At 50.8% G+C, this 23,172-nt stretch carries 17 protein-coding genes and 6 tRNA genes; 9 read left to right on the top strand and 14 right to left on the bottom strand.

Features of this window, described 5'->3' with window-relative positions; genetic code table 11:
- Position 1: 1 nt before the first annotated feature.
- The 14 genes from rpoB to BR04_RS07375 form a co-directional block, all read right to left on the bottom strand.
- Positions 2-4,102, bottom strand: a complete 4,101-nt coding sequence (gene rpoB / locus BR04_RS07440; RefSeq protein ID WP_496355368.1) for a DNA-directed RNA polymerase subunit beta — start codon at positions 4,100-4,102, stop codon at positions 2-4.
- A 123-nt stretch (positions 4,103-4,225) separates the two neighbouring features.
- Positions 4,226-4,606 (bottom strand): 50S ribosomal protein L7/L12, encoded by a 381-nt coding sequence (rplL, locus tag BR04_RS07435; RefSeq protein ID WP_496355367.1) that lies wholly within the window; start codon positions 4,604-4,606, stop codon positions 4,226-4,228.
- Between the two features lie 72 nt (positions 4,607-4,678).
- The gene (gene rplJ, locus BR04_RS07430; RefSeq protein WP_496355366.1) at positions 4,679-5,200 is read right to left on the bottom strand and encodes a 50S ribosomal protein L10; all 522 of its coding nucleotides are present in this window, start codon (positions 5,198-5,200) and stop codon (positions 4,679-4,681) included.
- A 213-nt stretch (positions 5,201-5,413) separates the two neighbouring features.
- Positions 5,414-6,109: a 50S ribosomal protein L1 gene (gene rplA, locus BR04_RS07425; RefSeq protein ID WP_496355364.1), complete on the bottom strand. Its 696-nt coding sequence runs from the start codon at positions 6,107-6,109 to the stop codon at positions 5,414-5,416.
- 20 nt (positions 6,110-6,129) lie between these two features.
- Positions 6,130-6,552: a 50S ribosomal protein L11 gene (rplK, locus tag BR04_RS07420; RefSeq protein ID WP_496355363.1), complete on the bottom strand. Its 423-nt coding sequence runs from the start codon at positions 6,550-6,552 to the stop codon at positions 6,130-6,132.
- Between the two features lie 22 nt (positions 6,553-6,574).
- Positions 6,575-7,105, bottom strand: coding sequence for a transcription termination/antitermination protein NusG (gene nusG / locus BR04_RS07415; protein ID WP_496355362.1), 531 nt, complete (start codon positions 7,103-7,105; stop codon positions 6,575-6,577).
- 16 nt (positions 7,106-7,121) lie between these two features.
- Positions 7,122-7,511, bottom strand: coding sequence for a preprotein translocase subunit SecE (secE, locus tag BR04_RS07410; protein ID WP_496355361.1), 390 nt, complete (start codon positions 7,509-7,511; stop codon positions 7,122-7,124).
- Between the two features lie 59 nt (positions 7,512-7,570).
- A tRNA-Trp gene (locus BR04_RS07405) sits at positions 7,571-7,646 on the bottom strand.
- Positions 7,647-7,710: 64 nt separating this feature from the next.
- Entirely contained in the window at positions 7,711-7,860 is a 150-nt protein-coding gene (gene rpmG / locus BR04_RS07400; RefSeq protein ID WP_320356390.1) for a 50S ribosomal protein L33, read from the bottom strand.
- A gap of 14 nt (positions 7,861-7,874) precedes the next feature.
- Complete coding sequence (gene tuf / locus BR04_RS07395) at positions 7,875-9,068, bottom strand: elongation factor Tu (RefSeq protein ID WP_496355360.1); 1,194 nt, start codon at positions 9,066-9,068, stop codon at positions 7,875-7,877.
- Between the two features lie 111 nt (positions 9,069-9,179).
- A tRNA-Thr gene (locus tag BR04_RS07390) sits at positions 9,180-9,256 on the bottom strand.
- Positions 9,257-9,302: 46 nt separating this feature from the next.
- Positions 9,303-9,378: transfer RNA gene (locus BR04_RS07385), tRNA-Gly, on the bottom strand.
- 108 nt (positions 9,379-9,486) lie between these two features.
- A tRNA-Tyr gene (locus tag BR04_RS07380) sits at positions 9,487-9,571 on the bottom strand.
- Positions 9,572-9,578: 7 nt separating this feature from the next.
- Positions 9,579-9,655, bottom strand: a tRNA-Thr gene (locus BR04_RS07375).
- 395 nt (positions 9,656-10,050) lie between these two features.
- On the opposite strand from BR04_RS07375, the gene BR04_RS07370 reads away from it, so the two are divergent.
- The 9 genes from BR04_RS07370 (at position 10,051) to BR04_RS07330 (ending at position 23,131) form a co-directional block, all read left to right on the top strand.
- On the top strand, positions 10,051-11,712 hold the full coding sequence (locus BR04_RS07370) for a lytic transglycosylase domain-containing protein (protein ID WP_496355359.1): 1,662 nt from the start codon (positions 10,051-10,053) through the stop codon (positions 11,710-11,712).
- A 151-nt stretch (positions 11,713-11,863) separates the two neighbouring features.
- A tRNA-Arg gene (locus BR04_RS07365) sits at positions 11,864-11,938 on the top strand.
- 127 nt (positions 11,939-12,065) lie between these two features.
- Positions 12,066-13,340 (top strand): peptidase U32 family protein, encoded by a 1,275-nt coding sequence (locus BR04_RS07360; protein ID WP_496355358.1) that lies wholly within the window; start codon positions 12,066-12,068, stop codon positions 13,338-13,340.
- 227 nt (positions 13,341-13,567) lie between these two features.
- Positions 13,568-16,843, top strand: a complete 3,276-nt coding sequence (locus BR04_RS07355; protein WP_496355357.1) for a hybrid sensor histidine kinase/response regulator — start codon at positions 13,568-13,570, stop codon at positions 16,841-16,843.
- A 74-nt stretch (positions 16,844-16,917) separates the two neighbouring features.
- Complete coding sequence (locus BR04_RS07350; RefSeq protein WP_496355356.1) at positions 16,918-17,373, top strand: chemotaxis protein CheW; 456 nt, start codon at positions 16,918-16,920, stop codon at positions 17,371-17,373.
- 82 nt (positions 17,374-17,455) lie between these two features.
- A complete protein-coding gene (locus tag BR04_RS07345; protein ID WP_496355355.1) occupies positions 17,456-18,586 on the top strand; it encodes a protein-glutamate methylesterase/protein-glutamine glutaminase in 1,131 nt (376 codons plus the stop codon).
- Positions 18,587-18,599: 13 nt separating this feature from the next.
- On the top strand, positions 18,600-19,451 hold the full coding sequence (locus BR04_RS07340; RefSeq protein ID WP_496355354.1) for a CheR family methyltransferase: 852 nt from the start codon (positions 18,600-18,602) through the stop codon (positions 19,449-19,451).
- A gap of 47 nt (positions 19,452-19,498) precedes the next feature.
- Complete coding sequence (locus BR04_RS07335) at positions 19,499-21,160, top strand: HEAT repeat domain-containing protein (RefSeq protein WP_496355353.1); 1,662 nt, start codon at positions 19,499-19,501, stop codon at positions 21,158-21,160.
- A gap of 84 nt (positions 21,161-21,244) precedes the next feature.
- Positions 21,245-23,131 (top strand): penicillin-binding protein 1A, encoded by a 1,887-nt coding sequence (locus tag BR04_RS07330; protein ID WP_496355352.1) that lies wholly within the window; start codon positions 21,245-21,247, stop codon positions 23,129-23,131.
- Positions 23,132-23,172: the final 41 nt, after the last annotated feature.

Genomic DNA, 23,172 nt, shown 5'->3' with positions numbered 1-23,172 from the left:
CTTATTCGCCTTCAATCAGGTTGACATCGAGTCCCAGGGCCTGCAACTCTTTGTTAAGCACCCGGAAAGACTCCGGAAGTCCAGGTTCCAGGACATTCTGTCCTTTAACAATTTTTTCATACATGCGCGTACGGCCTGCCATATCATCGGACTTCACAGTAATAAATTCCTGCAGGGCATGGGCCGCCCCATAGGCTTCCATGGCCCAGACCTCCATCTCTCCAAGACGCTGACCACCAAACTGAGCCTTACCACCCAAGGGCTGCTGGGTCACCAGAGAATAAGGGCCAATAGAGCGGGCATGGAGCTTATCGTCCACCAGATGGTGCAGTTTCAGAATATACATGGTACCGACGGTAATAGGCCCGTCAAAGGCCTCACCTGTACGCCCATCATAGAGGGTTGCCTGCCCAGAAGTACTTACTCCCGCTTCTTCAAGCAGTTCCTTAATCTCAGACTCTTGGGCTCCATCAAAAACAGGGGTCGCCATATGCAGACCCCGCTTGTACCGAGAAGCCAAAGCAAGAACGGCCTCCGTATCGGAAGTGGCAAGCCCCCCTTCCATCTCAGGCTGTCCTTTAAAAATACGGGTCATTTTTTCCCGAAGAGCATCAACATCTTTTTTGTGTAAAAGCGCCTCTACCTGTTGTCCAAGACAACGGGCAGCCCTGCCAAGATGAATTTCCAGAATCTGCCCCACGTTCATACGGGAAGGTACCCCCAGAGGGTTCAGTACCATGTCCACGTAACTGCCATCCTCAAAATAGGGAAGATCCTCCACAGGCAGAATACGGGAAACAACCCCCTTGTTCCCATGACGACCAGCCATCTTATCCCCAACTGAAAGGATACGCTTCATGGCCACATAAATCTTGATCATCTTGATCACACCAGGAGGTAAATCATCTCCCTTTTCATAGCGACTGACCTGCTCTTCAAATATCTCCCTGGAGCTGTCAATTTCACTTCTCCAGCGATCAATCACGCCGTGCACACGTTCGGTAACAGCGGCGTCCGCAACCACAATCCCCTCCAGCTGACTGACCGAAAGTTCTTCAAGTTCCGCTTGATCCAAAACTGTACCTGCAGAAAGCAGCGTTTTTTTGGATTTACGAAGATCAGTCTGCACCGTCTGCCCGAGGAGAAGGGTACGAATCCGTTCCAGGGCAGCTTCCTCAATAATCGCTATACGATCTTCTCTGTCCTTTTCGTACTGGCGGATCTCTTCATCTTCAATGCTGCGAGTTCGCTCGTCCTTGTCCACTCCCCGACGTGAAAAGACCTTCGCATCAATGACAACCCCTTCAACACCAGGGGGAACCCGCAAAGACGTATCTTTTACATCCCCGGCCTTCTCACCAAAAATAGCCCGCAGCAGCTTCTCTTCCGGGGACAGCTGTGTTTCCCCCTTGGGCGTAATTTTACCCACAAGGATATCTCCAGGAACCACCTCGGCTCCCAAGCGGATAATGCCGGACTCATCCAGATCTTTTAAAGCTTCTTCGCCAACATTGGGAATGTCTCTTGTGATCTCTTCCTTGCCCAGCTTGGTATCCCGTGCCACCACCTCAAATTCTTCAATATGAATGGAAGTAAACACGCCATCCTGAACAAGCCGTTCACTAAGAAGAATGGAGTCCTCAAAGTTGTAGCCGCCCCAGGGCATAAAAGCTACTGTAACATTTTTACCAAGTGCCAGCTCACCCTGCTCCGTGGAAGGGCCATCTGCCAAAACCTCTCCCTTAACCACGGCCTGCCCCATCTTGACGATGGGCCTGTGATTGAAACAGGTATTCTGATTGGAACGGGTAAACTTTGAAAGATTATAAATGGTCACCTGTTTATCCAGGGATTCATGTTCTTCCAGTTTGTGTTTGATCACAATGCGGGAAGCATCCACATCCACAACCACACCATCACGGCGACAGACAATGGCAACCCCAGAATCCCGGGCCACAACCCCCTCAATACCGGTACCCACCAAAGGCGCCTCGGTACGGGTCAACGGTACAGCCTGACGCTGCATGTTGGATCCCATCAAAGCACGGTTGGCATCGTCATTTTCAAGGAAAGGAATAAGAGAGGCGGAAACACTTACAAGCTGATTCGGAGAAATATCCATCATCTCCACCTCCCCGGAGGGTACCATCTGGAATTCGCCTGCCACACGTGCGGTGACCAGAGGGTTCACATACCGACCATCCGTACCAATGGGTGCGTTGGCCTGGGCAATGGGATGTTCCTTTTCTTCAAATGCAGACAGCATGCGGACATCTGAAGAAACCACACCCTCATTCACCATCCGATAGGGGGTTTCAATAAAACCAAAATCATTGACCCGTGCATAGGTACAAAGAGAAACAATCAGACCGATGTTGGGGCCTTCCGGTGTTTCAATCGGACAGATACGCCCGTAGTGGGAAGGATGCACATCGCGAACCTCAAATCCGGCACGTTCACGGGTAAGACCTCCGGGTCCCAGGGCAGAAAGTCGGCGTTTGTGCGTCGTTTCCGACAGGGGATTGGTCTGATCCATAAACTGGGAAAGCTGGCTGGTACCGAAAAATTCCTTCACCACAGCAGACACGGGTTTGGGGTTAACCAGGTCATGGGGCATGAGGGTATCCACTTCCTGCATGCTCATGCGCTCCTTAATTGCCCGCTCCATGCGCACAAGACCAATACGATACTGATTTTCCAGAAGTTCGCCCACAGCACGAACCCGGCGGTTCCCCAGATGATCAATATCATCCACAACCCCCTGAGTATCCCGCAGCTCCACAAGGGTTTTTGCCGTAAGAAGGATATCCTCCTTGCGGAGAGTCCGAACATCAATATGCGTATTGATGCCCAGACGATGGTTCATTTTCAAACGACCGACACCGGAAAAATCGTAATATGCCGCTTTAAAGAATAGATGATCAATATATTCCAGGGCCACTTCCGGTGTTGCGGGGTTACCAGGCCGCAGGCGTCTGTAAATTTCCACAAGGGCTTCTTCCCGGCTTGTGGTCTTATCCGCCATCAGTGTCTTTCGGATACAATCCGCACTGTAGTTGGCATCCACAAAAAGAAGCTCAAACTCCCGGATACCCGCCTGGCGCAACTGCTCCATGAGTTCTTCATCTAAAAGAGATCCGGCCCTTACAATGACCTCTCCGGATTCAGGATCCAGAATATCCGCAGCAACACCGCGATCAAGAAGTTCTTCGGCATTGACTTTTAATTCCGAAAGGCCAAGCCCACGGAGCTGACGGATAGCCCTTTTCGTAAAAAATCGGCCTTTTTTAACAATGACTTCGCCGGTTTCAGGATCCAGAACATCCTCGCTGGCCCTCTGCCCCTTAAGGCTTTGCTCATTAAAAGCCTTAAAGTATTCTTCCCCTCGCAGTTCAATACGTTCTTTCAGATAAAAATAGGCCAGAAGATCCTCATTGGTATAACCAAAGGCCTTGAACAAAATGGTTACCGGAAATTTACGACGACGATCAATCCGGATATACACAATATCCTTGGGATCAATCTCCATGTCAATCCAGGAACCACGTACGGGAATTACCCGTGCCGTATAGATAATCTTACCACTGGAATGGGTCTTTCCCTTGTCATGGTCAAAGAAAACCCCACTGGATCTGTGAAGCTGACTGACCACCACCCGCTCGGTACCGTTGACAATAAAAGTACCCCGTGCGGTCATCAATGGGACAGTGCCAAAATAAATCTCCTGCTCCTTGATATCCCGTATGGTGACAGTACCCGCATCTTTATCCGTATCATAGACCACAAGACGAACCCGAATACGTACGGATATTTCATAGGTCATGCCCCGGTGAATACATTCACTCACAGAATGTTTAATTTCACCAAAATCATAGGAAACAAATTCTAGGGAAGCACTCCCCGTAAAATCCTTGATAGGGAAAACCGATTTAAAGACCGCCTGCAGACCGATGTCCCGACGTTGTTCCGACGGCACATCCATCTGAAGGAATCTCTCATAGGACTCCCGCTGCATCCCGATCAGATCCGGGATTTCAATGATGGTGTGCTTTCCGCCGAAACGCTTTCTCGCACGCTTGTTGGCCAGAGGGCTTCCGGACATGGCATCTCCCCGATTGCTTACGCAACAGCGGAACAAGTCCGCAGGCCAAGGCCCACGGACTGAGTTCCGCAACAGCGTTTATGTGAACGGATGGTGAAAACGACAGGACAAGACAGGAAACAACTACTTGAGTTCGACCTTGGCGCCAGCTTCTTCAAGCTGCTTTTTAAACTTCTCTGCTTCTTCCTTGGCAATACCTTCCTTGACAGGAGCAGGCGTACCTTCCACGAGATCTTTGGCCTCCTTGAGACCCAGACCGGTGATAGCGCGAACTTCTTTAATAACGTTGATTTTCTTGTCACCAGCTTCAACAAGAATCACGTCAAACTCCGTTTTCTCTTCAACGGGAGCTGCAGCAGCGCCAGCAGGCATTGCAGCCATAGCCACGGGGGCAGCTGCAGAAACTCCGAATTTTTCTTCCAGTTCCTTGACCAGCTCAGAAAGCTCCAGAACGGTCATGTTGGCAATAAAATCAACTACATCCTGTTTGGTAATTTCAGCCATGGATCAAGCCTCCAAAAAACAAGCGTTTTTATATAAGATTATAGTAGACGATCAGCCAGGACTGCAAAAGCCTCAAGCTGCTTCCTTCTGCTCTTTGATGGCCGTCAGGACATTCACCAGTCCTCTGGGAACACCACTGATGACACGGACAAATCCTGTAGGTACGGCAATCATGGCCGAAAGAACCTGAGCAAGCAATTCTTCACGGCTGGGCAGTTCAGAAAGCGCCTTAAGATCCGCTGTGCTCAAAGCTTTTCCTTCCAGCACACCTACCCGGATCTGAAATTTATCATTGGCTTCTGCAAATTTGGTGAGAACCTTTGCAGGAAGAACGGGATCCGTTGCACTGAAACAAACCGCACTCGGCCCCTTGAAATGCTCACGAATGGTATCGACAGAAGTACCTTCCGAAGCCCGCCTCAGAAGGGTATTTTTTACCACCTGAATTTCTGCACCTGCTTCACGGAGTTCCCGTCTCAAACGAGAAAAGGCTTCAACAGTCAACCCTTTATAATCCGCTACAATGGCGATCTGCGCTTTGGCAAGACCTTCGTGCAAAGATTGTACAATCGTCTCTTTTTCGGACAGCTTCATTCCCTAACACCCCCTTTCTTCATAATTTGCATGGAGGTGCCGGCCAAACCCAAACAAAATCTGTCTCGGTAGGTCGGCAATGCCGATTATACACTCCATGTGCACCTACTGTCTTGGACAGTGACCGGACAAAACAATCCGGTTTTATGTGAAAAAGCAGGGAGGATTAAACAATCCTCCCTTTTTCAGCATCACCTGAATACAGACAGTTTTTCACTTCATTATGGAAAGGGTATCAACTTTGACGCCCCTTCCCATGGTTGTGGAAATGGCCATACCCCGAATATAAGCACCCTTGGCAGCCGAAGGCTTGAGCTTTTGAATACTATCCATAAAGGCAAGAATATTTTCTTCCAGCTTCTCAGGCCCAAAGGACTTCTTACCCATGGGAGCATGGACGATACCGGCCTTCTCCACCCTGAAATCAATCTTGCCTGCTTTCAGCTCATTCACAGCACGGGCCACATCAAAGGTTACCGTTCCGGTTTTGGCGTTGGGCATAAGCCCTCTCGGGCCGAGAAGTTTACCGATTTTGCCCACAAGCCCCATGGTATCCGGAGTTGCCACAGCCTTGTCAAAATCAAGCCAGCCACCTTGAATTTTCTCAACAAGGTCGTCCAGGCCCACATAATCGGCTCCTGCCTCCTGGGCTTCCTTGGCTTTTTCACCTTTGGCAAAGACCAGAACACGCACCGTTTTTCCAAGGCCATTGGGAAGGATGCAGGTACCCCTTACCATCTGATCCGCATGTCTCGGATCAACTCCCAACCGGAGAGCCACATCCACAGTTTCGTCAAATTTGGCATAGGTGGCTCCCAGGGCAAGCTCAATGCCTTCCCGCAAGCCGAATTTAGAAGTGAAATCATGGCCTTTGCCAGCTTCCACATATTTTTTACCGCGCTTCGGCATCTTTCCAGACTCCTTTTTTACTAAACGATCTCGATGCCAATGCTTCTGGCCGTACCGGAGATGATTTTCACGGCAGTATCCAGGTCATAGGCATTCAGATCCGGCATCTTCAGCTTGGCGATTTCCTCAACCTGATCACGACTGATTTTGGCTACTTTTTTCAGCTTGGGATTGCTGGAACCCGATTCAAGTTTAGCGGCCTTTTTCAGGAGTACGGACGCAGGAGGCGTCTTAGTAATAAAGGTAAACGTACGATCCTGATATATCGTAATCACTACAGGAATAATCATGCCCGCATCATTCTGGGTGCGTGCGTTGAAAGCCTTGCAAAAGTCCATTATATTTACGCCATGCTGCCCCAGAGCCGGACCGATGGGGGGAGAGGGGTTCGCTTTCCCCGCAGAGACCTGGAGCTTGACTTGCGCCATCACTTTTTTTGCCATCTTGCTCAGTACTCCTTAACCCTTAAAGCTTGGTAACCTGTACGAACTCCAGCTCAACGGGGGTAGATCGGCCAAAAATACTTACAAAAACCTTGATCTTACCCTTTTCAGGATTAACTTCCTCAACGGTACCATTAAAATTTGTAAAAGGCCCGTCAATTACCCGAATTTCATCGCCGGGTTCAAAATGATATTTTGGTTGCGGTTTTTGTTTACCCGCTTCCATCCTGCGGAGAATTTGGTCAACCTCCGCGTCACTGATGGGCGAAGGCTTATCGCGCCCCCCTAAAAACCCTGTAACCTTGCCTGTATCCTTGACGAGGTGCCACGTCTGATCGGTCAGGGCCATCTGCACCAAAATATAACCGGGGTAAAACTTGCGGGAAGATTCTTTACGCTCCCCCTTTACCAACTCCACAACCGTTTCCGTAGGAACGATAATTTCACCAAAATACTCTTGCAGGGGGGAATTTGCAATTCGCTCTTCAAGGGATCGTTTCACCTTTGCCTCAAAGCCCGAATACACATGAACCACATACCATCGTTTTACCATACACCCCCCCATTCATTCAATTCAAAGCTAGCTGAACCACCCAGCGGAGGAGAGCATCTGCAATCCCGAGAAAAAAGGACAATATCATAACAATGACAATGACCACACCCGTTGAAGCAATAGTCTGGGGCTTGGAAGGCCATACCACCTTTTCAAGCTCCACACGGGCCTCCTGAAAAAATTCAAGCCCCTTGGCTACAGCCGTTTTTTTTACAGGCCTTGCAACCGAGCGGCTTGTGGAAGAATCCCTAGATACTTTCTCTGCCTGAGAGACAATGAGTGATCCGGTAGTCCGGGATACATTTTCGGCAGATGGGGTCTCAGTATTTTCGTCCTGGGTGGCCTTCATCTTCAGCTTTTTTTTCTGAAGCTGACTTTCCGTTTTTTTTTTAAGTAAGCGTCCCATAACACCTTGCCCCGTTTTTCAGCGAAGACATCACCAAGCATCGTTTATGTTCTTAAAATTGGCAGGCCAGGAGGGACTCGAACCCCCAGCCTACGGATTTGGAGTCCGCCGCTCTACCATTGGAGCTACTGGCCTGCAAAAGACCTGTCATTGAGATCAATGACAACGACAGGTCTTTACTTTTCAAGAAACAACAAAGCTACTTATTTTCTCTATGCTTGGTATGCCGTTTGCAAAATCTGCAATATTTGCTGAACTCCAGCTTGTCAGGAGTGGTCCGCTTGTTCTTGGTCGTAGTATAGTTGCGCTGTTTGCACTCTGTGCAGTTCAGCGTTACAATGACTCTCACCGGACTCTCCTTGATTAGGCAATAATTTCAGAAACAACGCCTGCACCAACGGTACGACCGCCTTCACGGATAGCAAAACGAAGTTCCTTTTCCATGGCGATGGGAGCAATAAGCTCCGCTATGATGGCGACGTTATCGCCAGGCATAATCATCTCAACGCCTTCGGGAAGATTCAAAATACCCGTAACGTCCGTTGTCCGGAAAAAGAACTGGGGACGATAACCAGAGAAGAAAGGCGTATGGCGCCCACCCTCTTCCTTGGAAAGGATATACACTTCTGCCTTGAATTTGGTATGGGGCGTAATCGTTCCGGGTTTTGCAACAACCTGACCACGCTCTACCTCATCTCGCTTGGTTCCACGAAGCAGAAGTCCAACGTTGTCACCCGCACGACCCTCATCCAGAAGCTTGCGGAACATTTCTACACCCGTGCATACGGTCTTGATGGTATCACGGATACCCACGATCTCAACGTTTTCACCGGGCTTGACAACACCACGCTCAATACGACCGGTAACAACCGTACCACGACCGGAAATAGAGAACACGTCTTCCACAGGCATAAGGAAGCTTTTGTCAACATCCCGTTCGGGTTCAGGAATATAGCTGTCAACAGCATCCAGAAGATTCCAGATACATTTGCAGTCTTCGGAATCCGCGTCATCGGACTCCAGCGCCTTGAGGGCGGAACCACGAATAATCGGAGTGTCGCTTCCGGGGAAATCATATTTATCCAGAAGCTCCTGAAGCTCCATTTCAACAAGTTCGATCAGTTCTTCATCATCCACCATGTCGCACTTGTTCAAAAACACTACAATACGGGGAACCCCTACCTGACGCGCCAGAAGAATATGCTCACGGGTCTGGGGCATGGGGCCGTCATTGGCGGAAACCACAAGAATGGCACCATCCATCTGCGCAGCACCGGTGATCATGTTTTTAATATAGTCCGCATGCCCCGGACAGTCCACATGAGCATAGTGACGGCTCTTGGACTCATACTCCACATGGGCCGTAGAGATGGTAATACCGCGCTCACGTTCTTCGGGAGCCTTATCGATATTATCAAAATCTACCTTTTCACCGAGACCTTTCATGGAACAGGTCTTGGTGATCGCTGCCGTCAGGGTGGTCTTGCCGTGGTCGATATGCCCGATGGTCCCGACGTTCACATGCGGCTTCGTGCGCTGAAATTTTGCCTTAGCCATTGATTCGCCTCCTAAAAAAACCTGCTTGATCGTTTTCTCCGAAGGATTGCGTCCGCCTCTACATACGACGTCGGACCCACTCGAAAACCTCAAATAAAAATAAGCAATAAATGGAGCCCATGACCAGAATCGAACTGGTGAACCTCATCCTTACCAAGGATGCGCTCTACCGGCTGAGCTACATGGGCACACGTTTATTGCCTTCAAAACACAATGCCACATGACATTGGTTTTTGGAGCGGGAGACGAGATTCGAACTCGCGACGTTCAGCTTGGAAGGCTGACGCTCTACCAACTGAGCTACTCCCGCAAAAGACCCCTAAAGAGACCTTCTTTTGTTTTTCAGGCAGCCATGTAGTACAATTGCGACCTCAATGCAAGAAAAATCTGCATGGGAAAGTCTTCTACAAGACCGAAATGGTGGTGGGGGGAGGATTTGAACCTCCGAAGGCTTGGCCGACAGATTTACAGTCTGTTCCCTTTGACCACTCGGGAACCCCACCGTTTTTTTGGAGCCAACGAAGGGATTCGAACCCCCGACCCGCTGATTACAAGTCAGCCGCTCTGGCCAGCTGAGCTACGTTGGCCAATCAAAAGAACTCCTTCTTATAAGCGATGAAAAATACTTTTTGCAAGCTTTTTTTATCGCAGGCCCCAAAATTTCCCCTCCGGGAAAACAGCAACTATCCTTAATATAGCACCGACCTATATTGCGACAAAACTTTTATCAAAAAGTCTTATTGACAATACCAAGAGCCTTCCTGTAGTTTTTTTTCGCATTGCCTCATCGAAAAACCATTAGGATATAGCACGCTGCCCAAACAAGGCATCCTGAGGCAAAATCGGTTTTTGTCTGAATACACGAACACCATCCCTTCCCCCCACAAAAGGCTGATTGGACATGAAACATTTTATCCTCTGTTTTTTCTTTTCTGGAATATTGCTCCAAACAGGCTGCTCTACCCTGCCCCGATCAACCGCAATGAACATCATCCCCACCGAAACGCCCCTGCACCAGAATGACAATCGCAATCCAGCCCCGCCAATGCAGAATACGGACACGGAAGCCCCCCTGCAAAATCTTCCTGCATCTGAAAAATCCACCACATCCTTTGACCAGGCTCTTGATTTTTATGAAGCTTCGGACGCCTTCTCCAAATCCGGTGAATTTGATGCGGCACTGGAAGCCCTGGATCAGGCTTATGATATTATTATGAGGACAGAAACCCTGAGTCCTTCGGATCTGCAACAAAGGGATGACATACGCCTCACCATTGCACGCCGCATCCTGGAAATCCACTCTTCCCGAACCATGGGGACAGAGGGCAAACAAAGTGCCATACAGATACCTGACAATATCTATGTGCAACAGGAAATCAAACGTTTCACCCAAAAAGAACGCACTTTTTTTGTAAGGGCTTACAGGCGCTCCGGTATCTACATGGAAATGATCCTGGAAAAACTCCGTTCTTCCGGGCTACCCGAAGAACTGGCCTGGCTCCCCCTTATTGAGTCTGGCTATGAGGTCAAAGCCCTTTCCAGTGCAAGGGCCTTGGGACTCTGGCAATTCATCCCCTCTACAGGTGTCCGTTTTGGACTTAGACGAGATCTTTTGATTGACGAGCGCATGGATCCTGAAAAGGCTACGGATGCTGCCATTGCCTACCTCACGGAACTCCACAACCTCTTTGGGGACTGGCCGACGGTACTGGCAGCCTACAATTGTGGGGAAGGCAGGGTACTACGAACCATCCGCAGCCAGAATGTGAACTATCTGGATAATTTCTGGGATCTTTACACCAAACTCCCTCGGGAAACCGCCCAGTACGTCCCCCGCTTTCTGGCCACGATACACATTCTCCAGAATATGGAAAAATATGGCTTTGACCCGGCAGACCTGGCCCCTCCTCCAGAATACGAAAAAGTATCCGTGGAAAGACAGGTTTCTCTGCAAAGCATTGCGGAGGCAACAAAAATCCCCCTGGAAGATCTTCTGCGTCTGAATCCTGAACTCCGTTATGCCCTGCTCCCCCCTGAAGCTTATACCCTAAAAATTCCTCAGGGATATACCGATCACTTTCTCGCATCCATTGAGTCCATTGCCGAATCCAGCCCTCCCCAGAAAGCATACCTCCACCATCGCATCAAGCCCGGTGAATCTCTTTCTAATATTGCCGAACGCTACAAAGTCCCCGTGCGGCAGATCATGCAGGAAAACAATATCAAAAGTGCCCACAGGATCCGCGCAGGCCATGTCATTAAAATACCCGGACGCAACTCTCAGGGCATTGCGGTATTGCGCCCCAATTCCACAGACCCGAAGGAATGCCTGACCTATACAGTACGACAGGGAGATACGCTCTGGGCCATTGCAAACCGTTTTAAAACATCCACACATATTCTTATCAGCGCCAACCAGCTTTCCGGATCCACCCTCAGAATTGGACAAAAACTGCGTATCCCCGGAGGTGCGCAGCAGGTAAAAACCCTGAGCACCCAGCGTCAGAGCTACAAGGTACAAACGGGTGATACGCCTTTTACCATTGCCCTCAGACATAACATATCTTTAAATCGGCTCCTCGAAATGAACAAACTGAAAACCGAAAGCACCATTTATCCAGGACAAAAACTTTTTCTTGAATAAATTTAAGTCTCCACGGACTGCCATGAGGGCTTCCCCGTCCCACAGCAAGGCAGCTGAAAACTCGGGAGCGAATCCATTTGGGACTTGCCTAAATCCTGAGGAACCGTTATAGATCCTGAGATTTTATATCAGGCAGATTTTAAACTGGTCAGCCCCCGTAGCTCAGTGGATAGAGCAAAGGATTCCTAATCCTTGAGCGCAGGTTCGATTCCTGCCGGGGGCACCACAATTGTGATGGCTTCAGACACTGTACTCTCCTTCAAAAGGCCTGCCTCTTTTCGGCACAGGCCTTTTTTGTTACCATTCCCTGATCAGATAAGCCCTTCTTCTAATATTTTAAGGATACCGAAAACATGCAAGGTTTCCAGAACCGTTCCCGAACCCCCATAGAACTGCTGGCACCTGCAGGTAACATGGAAAAACTGGAAATCGCCCTTCAGTATGGCGCGGATGCCGTTTATCTGGGAGGCCAGGATTTTTCCCTCAGAAATTTTTCAGAAAATTTCTCCCTTGCTGATATCCGAAAAGCCATTTTGCTTGCCCACAGCATGGAAGCACGGGTCTATGTCACCTGCAATATTTATCCACGGGTTCATGAAATCCCTAGACTAAAAACCTATCTCAAAGAACTGGCAGACTGTCGACCAGATGCCCTCATTGTCAGTGACCCAGGAGTCATTGCCCTTGCTCGGGAACTGGCACCGAATATTCCCCTTCATCTTAGCACCCAGGCCAATACCACCCATCCAGCCTCAGCCCAATTCTGGGCCAGTCAGGGGATTGTCCGGGTAAATGCCGCCCGAGAACTTTCCCTGGATGAAATTACGCTTCTCTGCCAAGAAGGCGGAGTAGAAGTTGAGTGCTTTGTTCATGGTGCCATGTGTATCGCCTATTCAGGCCGCTGTCTGCTGAGTACCTATATGGCCAATCGGGACAGCAACCGAGGACTGTGTGCCCACCCATGCAGATGGCGTTACACCGTTCTGGAAGCCCAGAGACCAGGACACTTTATGCCCCTTGCAGAGGATGAAAGAGGAAGCTATATATTTAATTCCAGAGACTTATGCATGATCCGCCACCTTCCGGAAATGATTGCAACTGGCCTTTCCTCCCTTAAAATCGAAGGCCGCATGAAAAGCATCCACTACCTTGCACTGACAGTAGGCACCTACAGAGAAGCCCTGAATCGATATTTTGAAGATCCCGCAGCCTATCAGGAAAACCCCGTTTGGTACAACCTCCTGGACAGCCTGCACCACCGGGGCTATGGTACAGGTTTTTATTTAAAAGACGCTCAGGGTATGCAGGCGGATACGAAAAACCTTGCGGGTAAGGGGCCTAAAGCCCTTTTTGTGGGAAATATCCTTGCCGGGGGAGAAAATGGCAGACATACGGTGCTCTGCCGTAACCGTTTCATCACCGGAGATCGGGTAGAAATTCTATCTCCCGGTCAGATCCCCTGCACGGATACCATCCTTTCCATACAGGAAAAAGATACCCCCACTTCCGTTGCACGGCCCAACACCACGCTTCAGGTGAAACTTGAAAAGAATTATTCCGCCTACAGCCTGATCCGAATTGCTCCAGCCACTTGCCAAAGCCAGCATCTTGCTGATATAGTTTCCTGAAAATAAGGAACCGTATTGCGTGATCCATCCGGAAAACACCCTATTTTTCTGACCCAAATACATTGTGCAAAAAAATCCAATGTTTTCCTCCCATAAGGAAGACACGGGGTTTTGCAGCTATGTCATACCCGACTGACAACCGATTCCAGCCCCGCTTACCCCCTGCACCCAAATCCGTACCCAGGCAGGGGCTCCAAACCTCATGATCCGTCACACCCGGAGGCGCCATGATTTTCGAAGATGATGAAACCTTGCGCATGTACGTGGAAGAATCTCTGGAGCATCTTTCTGATATCGAAAACGATCTCCTCACCATTGAATCCCAGGGAGCCAATCTGGATGACGATCTGGTGAACAATGTTTTTCGGGCAGCCCACTCCATCAAGGGCGGCGCTGGTTTCATGGGACTGACGGCAATTAAGGATCTCTCCCACAACCTGGAAAATATCCTGGGACTGATTCGTGCAGGGGAAATGGTTCCCACTGCGGAAATCATCTCCACCCTGCTCCAGGCCTTTGACCGCCTCAAAGAACTGATCCACAATGTGGAAACCAGCAATGATGCCAATATCGATACCCTGGTACAGGCTCTTGTCGCCATTACCGCAGGGTCTCTGCCGGAAGCGGAAAAAAAGAGCGTGAGCGAAAAAGTGCTTATTCACCATCCCCGAAGCACTGCACGTATGGAAGCATCCCGCTTTGACCTGGATCAGGCCTTCAAGCACGGAAAATTCCTTTACCTTCTGGAATTTGATATGCTCCAGGACATCCAGAAAAAGAGCAAAACCCCCCTTGATGTCATCACCTCCCTGCTCAACAGTGGCATCATTCTCGATTCCAAAATTGATTTTGATGCCGTCGGAACCCTGGACGATGATTTTCCAAGGCGTATTCCCTTCCTTGTGCTCTTTGCTTCCATTATTGAACCCGATATGGCCTCCATTCTCGTGGATCTGGAACCTGAATATGTGCATCACATACCTCCGGAAGCCACCACAGGAGACCCCACCCTTTCCTCTCCGTCCCCGAACATTCCCAGGGAACCTTTACCACAAGAGAAAGCTTCGGAAAGGATCGCCACGCCCGCACCGGTATCCGACCCCTCTCCCAGAATCCTTCCTCCCCAGCCTCCCCCCGTATCCGCCCCTCCCCAGGCGGTAAAAACTGTGACAAAACCGGAACCTGCTCCCATCCGCCCCCCCCTCCCGGCTTCTGATCCCTCAGAGGATCACGAAGATGAAGGAATGGATGCTACGGGTAAAAATGACGGGAAACAAAAAGGGCAGACCTCCCTTCGTGTCAATGTAAACCTGCTGGATACGCTCATGACCCTTGCCGGTGAACTGGTACTCAGCCGCAACCAGCTTATTCAAGGCATTTCCGCCAACAGTACCCGGGCTGTCGAGGCCGCAGGCCAGCGTATCGACATGATCACCTCCGAACTGCAGGAGGCCATCATGCGTACCCGCATGCAGCCCATTGCCAACGTTTTCAACAAATTCACACGGGTTGTCCGGGATCTTTCCCAGGCCCTTGGCAAACAGGTCAATCTGAAAGTTGAAGGCAAGGAAGTTGAACTGGATAAAACCATCATTGAATCCATCAATGATCCCCTGACCCATCTGGTACGCAATTCGGTGGATCACGGTATTGAATCTCCCGAAGTCCGCCAGCGCCTGCTGAAACCCAAAGTGGGAACCATCAAACTCAAGGCTTTCCATGAGGCGGGACAGGTCAACATTGAGATTGAAGATGATGGAAAGGGGCTGGATCCCGAAGTCATTGCTCGTTCCGCCCTGTCCAAGGGGCTGATTTCCGAACAGGATCTCCAGAACATGGGGGCCAAGGAAAAGGTCAACCTGATTTTCCTGCCCGGATTTTCAACCGCCCAGCAGATAACGGATGTCTCCGGCAGGGGGGTTGGCATGGATGTGGTCAAAACCAACCTGGATCGACTGGGTGGCATTGTCGATATTGAATCCAAAGTGGGCATAGGCACCATTATCCGCATCAAGCTGCCCTTGACCCTGGCCATCATTCCCAGCCAGATCATCTCCGTGGGAAAGGAACGCTATGCCATCCCCCAGGTCAACCTGAACGAACTCCTGCGTATCCCGGCAGCCCAAGTGAAAGACCGCATCGAAAAGGTCGGGAAAGCGGCCGTTGTCCGCTTAAGGGGAACCCTGCTTCCCCTGCTGGATCTGGCAGAAGTTCTGGGAATCCCCAAAGTATATATTGACCCGGAAACGGGTGAAGAAAAAACAGATCGCAGGGTCAATATTGCCGACCGCAGATCCCTGCAACTGGACGAAGAAGAAAAGACCAACGTCCGAATGCCCAAAAAAGGCAGCAGAAAACAGGAAGACCGGCGCTTCAGGGCGGACAGCGCCATCAATATTGCGGTGGTCTCCACGGGAAGTTTCCGGTATGGGCTTGTGGTGGATCAACTCCGGGATTCCGAAGAAATCGTGGTGAAACCTCTCGGCCGTCATCTCAAGGATTGTAAAGGATACGCTGGAGCCACCATCATGGGAGACGGTCGCGTAGCCCTCATTCTGGATGTTACGTCCCTTGCCGAAATGGCCCTGCTCTCCTCCAGCGGTGCATCCAAGACCCTGGCCCATGCAGAAAAAGAACTTATTGAAAAAACCCAGAAAAAAGAAGACAAGGCTTCCCTGCTTCTTTTCCGGAACGCGCCAACAGAACAATTCAGCGTTCCCCTGAATCTTGTCGAACGCATTGAACGAATCCGGGCAACAGACATTGAATACGTCGGTGGCAAACGGGTTGTACAGTACAGAGGCGGCTCCCTGCCCCTTTACGAGCTGGGAGAAGTCGCCAATATCCAGCCGCTCCCGGAACGTGATCAGATTGAGGTTATTGTTTTCAAACTGACGGGAAAGGAAATCGGCCTCATGGTCAGTCCTCCGGTGGATGCCGTGGAAGCCACCCTCAACGTGGATGCCACAACTCTGAAGCAGCCGGGTATTATGGGATCCATGATTATCGGAGACCGTACCACCCTCATGGTGGATATTTTCAGTGTGGTGAAAACCCTGAATCCGGAATGGTTTACAGGACTTTCCGCTGCGGTGCCGGTACAGGAAAAGGACTCGGGCGTGATGGGATCGGGATCCAAAATTCTCTTTGCCGAAGACTCAGCGTTTTTCCGCAACCAGGTTAAGGGATTCCTGAATGAAGACGGCTATGATGTTCTTGTGGCTGAAGATGGGGTAGAGGCTTTTGCCCTCCTCGAAAAACATGCAAGTGATATTGCCCTGATTCTGACAGACCTTGAAATGCCCAACATGGATGGCTTTGAGCTGACCCAGAAAATCAAATCCGACCCCCGTTTTTCCCATCTCACCGTGATCGCCCTCACTTCCCTTGCGGGTGAAGAAGACATGATCCGTGGGCGTGCGGCAGGCATTGACGATTACCAGATCAAGCTGGACAGGGAAAAGCTGCTCATTTCCATACGGGATACCATTGCCAGCCTATGATCCAAACCTGCTCCGGGTAAGACATCAGCATTCACCCGGAATCCCTTACCGGATGCCATTGTGAGGAAACCATCATGCAGAAAAAATCCGAAAAGAACCTTCCTGAAACGGGCATTGTGGAGCTGGCGACTTTCTACATCGGAGATGCCCTCTGCGGTATTGATATTCTGAATATTCAGGAAATCAACAAACAGACGGAAGTCACCACAGTGCCCCAGGCCGCCGAGTATGTCCAGGGTGTGCTGAACCTCAGGGGACGCATCGTCACCATCATTGACCTTGGTATCAAGCTGGGACTCTCCTCCATTGAACCCGGCAAGGATAACCGTACCATCATCGTAGACTTTAAAGACGAACAGGTCGGACTTCTTGTGGACAGCATCAGTGATGTCCTTCTCGCGGAGGCATCCCGGATTGAACCTCCCCCATCAAATATCGGCGGTATGCAGGGCCGCTTTTTCCATGGCGTCTTCAAAACGGAAAAAAAACTGATCGGGCTTCTGGATATCCAGGCTGTGCTGGAAGACTGAAGGGGAACAGCCCTCCACCGCACAGAAACCCGAACTTTCTGACACATGATTTTGCACCCCGATCTTTCAGTAAGGAGATTTTGTGGTCACAGGCAATCTTCGCGTTCTTGTTGTTGATGATACCATTGTGTATCGAAAAATCATCAGCGACATCCTTGTATCCATTCCCGGTGTGCAGGTGGTGGGCAGTGCCAACAACGGCAAGGTGGCCCTTGCCCGCATCGAAGCCTTAAAGCCGGATCTCATCACTCTGGATGTGGAAATGCCGGAGATGAACGGCCTTGAGGTACTGGAACGCCTGGACAAAATCGCTCCAAACGCTGGGGTGGTCATGCTGAGCACCCTTACCACAAGGGGAAGCGATATCACCATCAAGGCACTGGAGCTGGGGGCCTTTGATTTTGTTCCCAAGCCTCAGAACGGCAGTATGGCGGAAAACCTGGAACATGTCCGCAGAATCCTGACACCCATTATCCAGGCCTTTCAGCGCAAAAAAGACATACGCCACCGGCTGCGGGGGATTTCCCCCCCGCCCCCCACTCCCATCGTCCGGCCTGTACTTCAGGCTGCACCACGACCGGGCGCATCAGAAGACATTGCCCTGCGTATGCAGAAACTTTCCATGCGCAGATCCAAATCAGAAATTGTAGCCATTGGTATATCCACAGGCGGTCCCAATGCCTTGGCACGAATGATGCCCATGCTGCCAGGAGATCTGGGAGTACCGCTGCTTATTGTTCAGCACATGCCACCGGTTTTTACCGCATCCCTGGCCAAAAGCCTGAACGCAAAATGTGCCCTGGAAGTCAAAGAAGCAGAGCAGGGAGAAACCATCAGAATCAACACAGCCTATATTGCACCCGGCGGCAAGCAGATGAAAGTCGTCGCTGCCGGTGATGGTAGAAACCGTACCATCAAAATCACCGACGATCCTCCAGAAAACAGCTGCAGGCCTTCTGCGGACTATCTTTTCCGATCCGTCGCCACCCACTATGTGGGCCGGGCTACGGCGGTTATCATGACAGGGATGGGTTCGGACGGTGCAAATGGCCTTAAAGAAATGAAAAGCTCCGGCGCCCATATCATTGCCCAGGATGAGGCAAGCTGCACAGTCTTCGGTATGCCCAAGGAGCCCATTGAATCCGGTACAGCGGACATTGTGGCTCCCTTGAACGATATCGCTGCGGCCATCCTCAAAACCATCCGCCCCTAATATCCGGTGGCCCATGATTAAAATCACTCCCACAGAATTTGCCCTCTTTTCAAAATACATCCTTGATATCTCGGGCATCGCCCTGGACAAGGGAAAAGAGTATCTGGTGGAAACCCGCCTGCATCCCCTGATGGATGAAATGGGGTGTTCGTCTTTTACGGATTTTTATCAAAAAATTCAGAAAGACTTCCGGAAGGATCTTGAAAAACGCGTCATCGACGCCATTTCCACCAACGAGACCTATTTTTTCCGGGATAAGCACCCCTTTGAACTGCTCCAGCATAAAATTGTTCCGGATCTTGTCGACAAAAGGATGCGGAACGGGAAAAAAATGGGAACCAAAATTCCCGTGCGCATCTGGAGCGCGGCGAGTTCCACGGGCCAGGAAATTTATTCCATTGCCATGGTGCTGAAGGAACTGGGGATGGACATGCAAAGCTATGATATCAGACTTCTCGGTACGGATATTTCCGATGCCGCCATCGCCCAGGCCAGCTATGGTCGCTACAACAAGTTTGAAGCCGCACGGGGGCTTTCCCCCCAGCGCCTGCAACGGTATTTCAACCGGGATGGGGATAACTGGCGTATCAAAGATGAAATCCGGGCCATGGCCAGTTTCCGGAAAATCAACCTGATGAAGCCCCTCACGGCCATGGGAAAATTTGATATTATTTTCTGCCGGAATGTGGCCATATATTTCACCCCCGAAGACCGCAAACAACTTTACCAGAAAATTGCAAGCGTCCTGGAACCCGACGGCTATCTCTTCATCGGATCAACGGAATCCCTCAGCAATGAAACGGCACTCTTTGAGCCCAAACGCTATCTGAATTCCGTATTTTACCAGTTCCGTGGAAAATCCTGAAAAAATAAAAGACTGCAATCCTGCTATCTGCAACGGGAGACTCTCATATGAGCAAAATCAGCATCTCAGAGTTCATTGATGAACTGAAATTCTGCATGGCAGGCCAAGACATGGTGAAAGCCAAAGCCCTGCTCCAGTTCCTTCCCAGAATTGATCCCAAAAGCCAGGTTCGGACCCTCTATGAAATCAGCAAAGGGGAAGACCGGGTAGTTCATCCCGTCCTCTGCTATATGCTGGAGCTTCCCATTGCAGATGCCATGGTAAAAAATCGGCTCCATGATCTTCTGCTCGACAAATCCTGTGCCAACCAGGATCTTCTCATGGCCCAGCTCCAGGCAGAAACCCTTGATCAACGGCTCCCCCTCATCCGTATTGCAGGCGAATTACAGGTACAGGAGGCCATCCCCCTGCTTTCCGGTTTTCTCTCCCAAAAATCTGACCCCGACCTTCTCCGGGAAACCATCAAAGCCTTAAGCCTCATGGCTTCCCAGACCTGTATCCGCGCCATTGCAGACTTCATTTATTATGGGGATGAAGAACTCAAGCAGGAAGCCATCTTTGCCCTTGCGGAAATTGGAGGACCGACCTCCATTCATCTTCTCGCCGAAGCCATCCGGGGGAACAACCGTACCGATCAGCTCATCATCGAAGCCCTGGGAGAAATTCAGGATCAGGCGGCTCTGGAACGCCTCACCCATCTCCTCAACTCCCATTATGTGGATGTCCGCAACTGGACCATAGACAAACTCATCGCCATTGGTCCCAAGGCGGTACCGGTGGTGGTGGAAAACCTGAAGGAAGCCGACGATGATGCCATGGTGCATACCCTCAATGTACTCGGCAATATCGGAGACAAGAGCGCCATTCCCGCCATTCAGAAAGTTTTATTCAAGAGACCGGACAATGCCAACGTCCGCTTTGCAGCCTATGAAGCCATGGAAAGGCTGCCCGCAGCCAAAGCGGCCATCAGCCTCGCCACAGGGCTTGAAGATCCGGAAGAACAGGTGCGTCTGGCTGCGGCCCGTGCTGTGGATAAAAACCTTTCTCCCATTCTGGCTGCAGGTCTGAAAAACATGATTGCCTCACAGGATGCGGGGGCACGACAAGTGGTTTCCACCCTCATTGATGCCGGTGCGGACAAGGCCTTTGAATCACTGATTTCGGAAGCCTCATTCAGTACCATGGCCGTGGAACACCTTGCGGAAAAGGCCCATCCCGATGTCCGGAAACATTTTCTGACTCTGATGCGCAGCCAGGGCTTTGACGCCCTCGCCGATCAGGTCGTTGCGGCTATCCCCGCTGAAGAAACCATCAAGCGTCTTAAAATCTTTGTTGTGGATGACTCCAAGATGATGCTGCGTATCTACAAAGGCAAGCTCCACGCCATGGGCCATGAACCCATACTCTTCGAATTCCCATCCCGTGCCATTGAGGCGGCATTACAGGAAAAACCGGATCTTCTCATCACAGACCTCAATATGCCGGACATCAACGGAATTCAGCTTACACGGGAAATTCGACGTCAGTATAAACGTCGGGATCTGCCCATTATCATGATCACCACCCAGAGTGACTTTGTCGGCCAGCACTCCGGCCAGTCGGAAGCCCGTATCGACAAGGATACCTTGCAGGAAATCGGTGTTTCTGTGGTCATGCACAAACCCTTTGCCGATGCGGATCTTGCCGAGAATATCCGTAAATTGACCTGACCCGTTCCCCTTTTCCTTCTGCCATTCCCTGGATCTGCACGGTTTTCCCGCCATGCAGATCCTTTTCCTTTCAAAAAAGCCAGCATGATAAAAAAAAAAATCGCACTCTGTGCCATCCCCGGGCTTCTCATCGGCATCCTCCTCGGTTTTTCCATCGGACTCATGCGGGATCTGCCCCAGATCACATACCTTGAAGGCTACAGACCGGCAGCCATTACCCGTGTACTCTCCCAGGACGGAACTCTGATTGCAGAATTGTATGCCGAAAACCGAAAACCCATTACAGCCGCCCATATTCCCCCCCTTCTTAAAGAGGCCCTCATTGCCACGGAGGACAGGAATTTTTATTCCCACTATGGCATGGATCCCAAGGGAATTTTACGGGCCATCATCAAAAATATCCGTTCCGGATCCTATTCGGAAGGGGCCAGCACCCTTACCCAGCAGCTGGCAAAGACTCTTTTTCTGACACCGGAAAAAAATCTTACCCGCAAAATCAGGGAAGCCATTCTTGCCATTCAAATTGAGCGCCGTTATACCAAAGAAGAAATTCTCACCCTTTATCTGAATCAAATTTATCTGGGCAGCGGGGTCTATGGCGTCGAAGCCGCATCACTCCGATATTTCGGAAAATCCGTAAAAGATTTATCCCTTGCACAAATGGCACTCATAGCCGGCCTGCCCAAGGCCCCTTCCTATTATTCTCCCAGATCCAGCCTGGAAAGGGCCAAAAAACGGAGGGACATTGTACTGAGACAGATGTACGGCACGGGAATTCTGTCCAGGGAAGATCTGGAAGACTCCCTTGCCGAACCCATCGTCCTTCAGGATGCCTCCCAGAATTTTTCCCGCAAGGCCCCATGGTTTGTGGAACAGATCCGCATGGAACTGGAAGAGGCCCTGGGACCAGACCTCCTTTACCATGCCGGCCTTACAGTACACAGCACCCTGGACAGCCGGATACAGACCGCTGCGGAAAACGCAATGGCCAATCACATGGCCCGTTTCGATGCCCGAAGCAAACAGGAGGACGCTCCGGTTCAGTGCGCTGTGCTGGCCCTTGACGTTCATACGGGCGCGGTTCTCGCCCATGTAGGCGGCAGGAACTTTTCCCAGAGTCCCTTCGACCGTGCCCTGAACGCAAAACGTCAGCCCGGATCCGCCTTCAAGCCCCTGATCTTCGCCCTTACCATTGATAAAGGAGGAGAACAGAATCAGCTTATCAGTGATACCCCCCTTATTTTTCAGCAAAGCGCCGGACAAACATGGACACCGAGAAATTTTTCCAGAAATTTTCTCGGAGAAATTTCCCTGCGCAAGGCCCTGGCCCTTTCCCGTAACATCCCTCCCGTACGGATTCTTTCCAGAGAAGGGCCGGAAGCCGTATGTGCCTTTGCCCGCACTTTGGGCATCGAAAGTCCCCTTCAGGCCAACCTTTCCCTGGCCCTGGGGACATCGGAAGTGACACTGGAAGAAATCACGGCAGCCTATGCAGTCTTTCCAGCGGGTGGGCTCTGGAACCGCCCATGGCGGATTTCCCGGGTTGAAACCCTGGAGGGTAAACCTCTCTACACTTCTCCAAAAGAACGACGTTCTGCCATGAGCGCTGAAGCTGCGGCCATCATGACAGACATGCTGCAAGCCGTTATTCTGGAAGGTACAGGCCGCATGGCCCATACCCCGGATCGGGCACTGGCAGGCAAGACCGGCACCACGGACAACTACCGGGATGGCCTTTTCATTGGGTTTTCACCGTCCATCGCCCTGGGGGTATGGACGGGCTACGATGACAATACCACCCTGGGATCCAGGGAAACCGGCGCACGCACGGCCCTGCCCATCTGGAAAGACATCATGCAACAGACGGAAGCCTCCAGCATACCGGAATATTTTCCCATTCCCCCAGGGATGGAACGAAGACCCATGGACAATGGCATTATGGGACTTTTCAGGAAAAAGCCGAATCCCTGAATTCAGGGCAAAGCAGCCGTATTCCGTAAAAAACCCACCGC

This window comes from Desulfobotulus sapovorans DSM 2055 (genome assembly GCF_059569355.1).
This window is presented reverse-complemented; position numbering and strand designations above follow the sequence as displayed.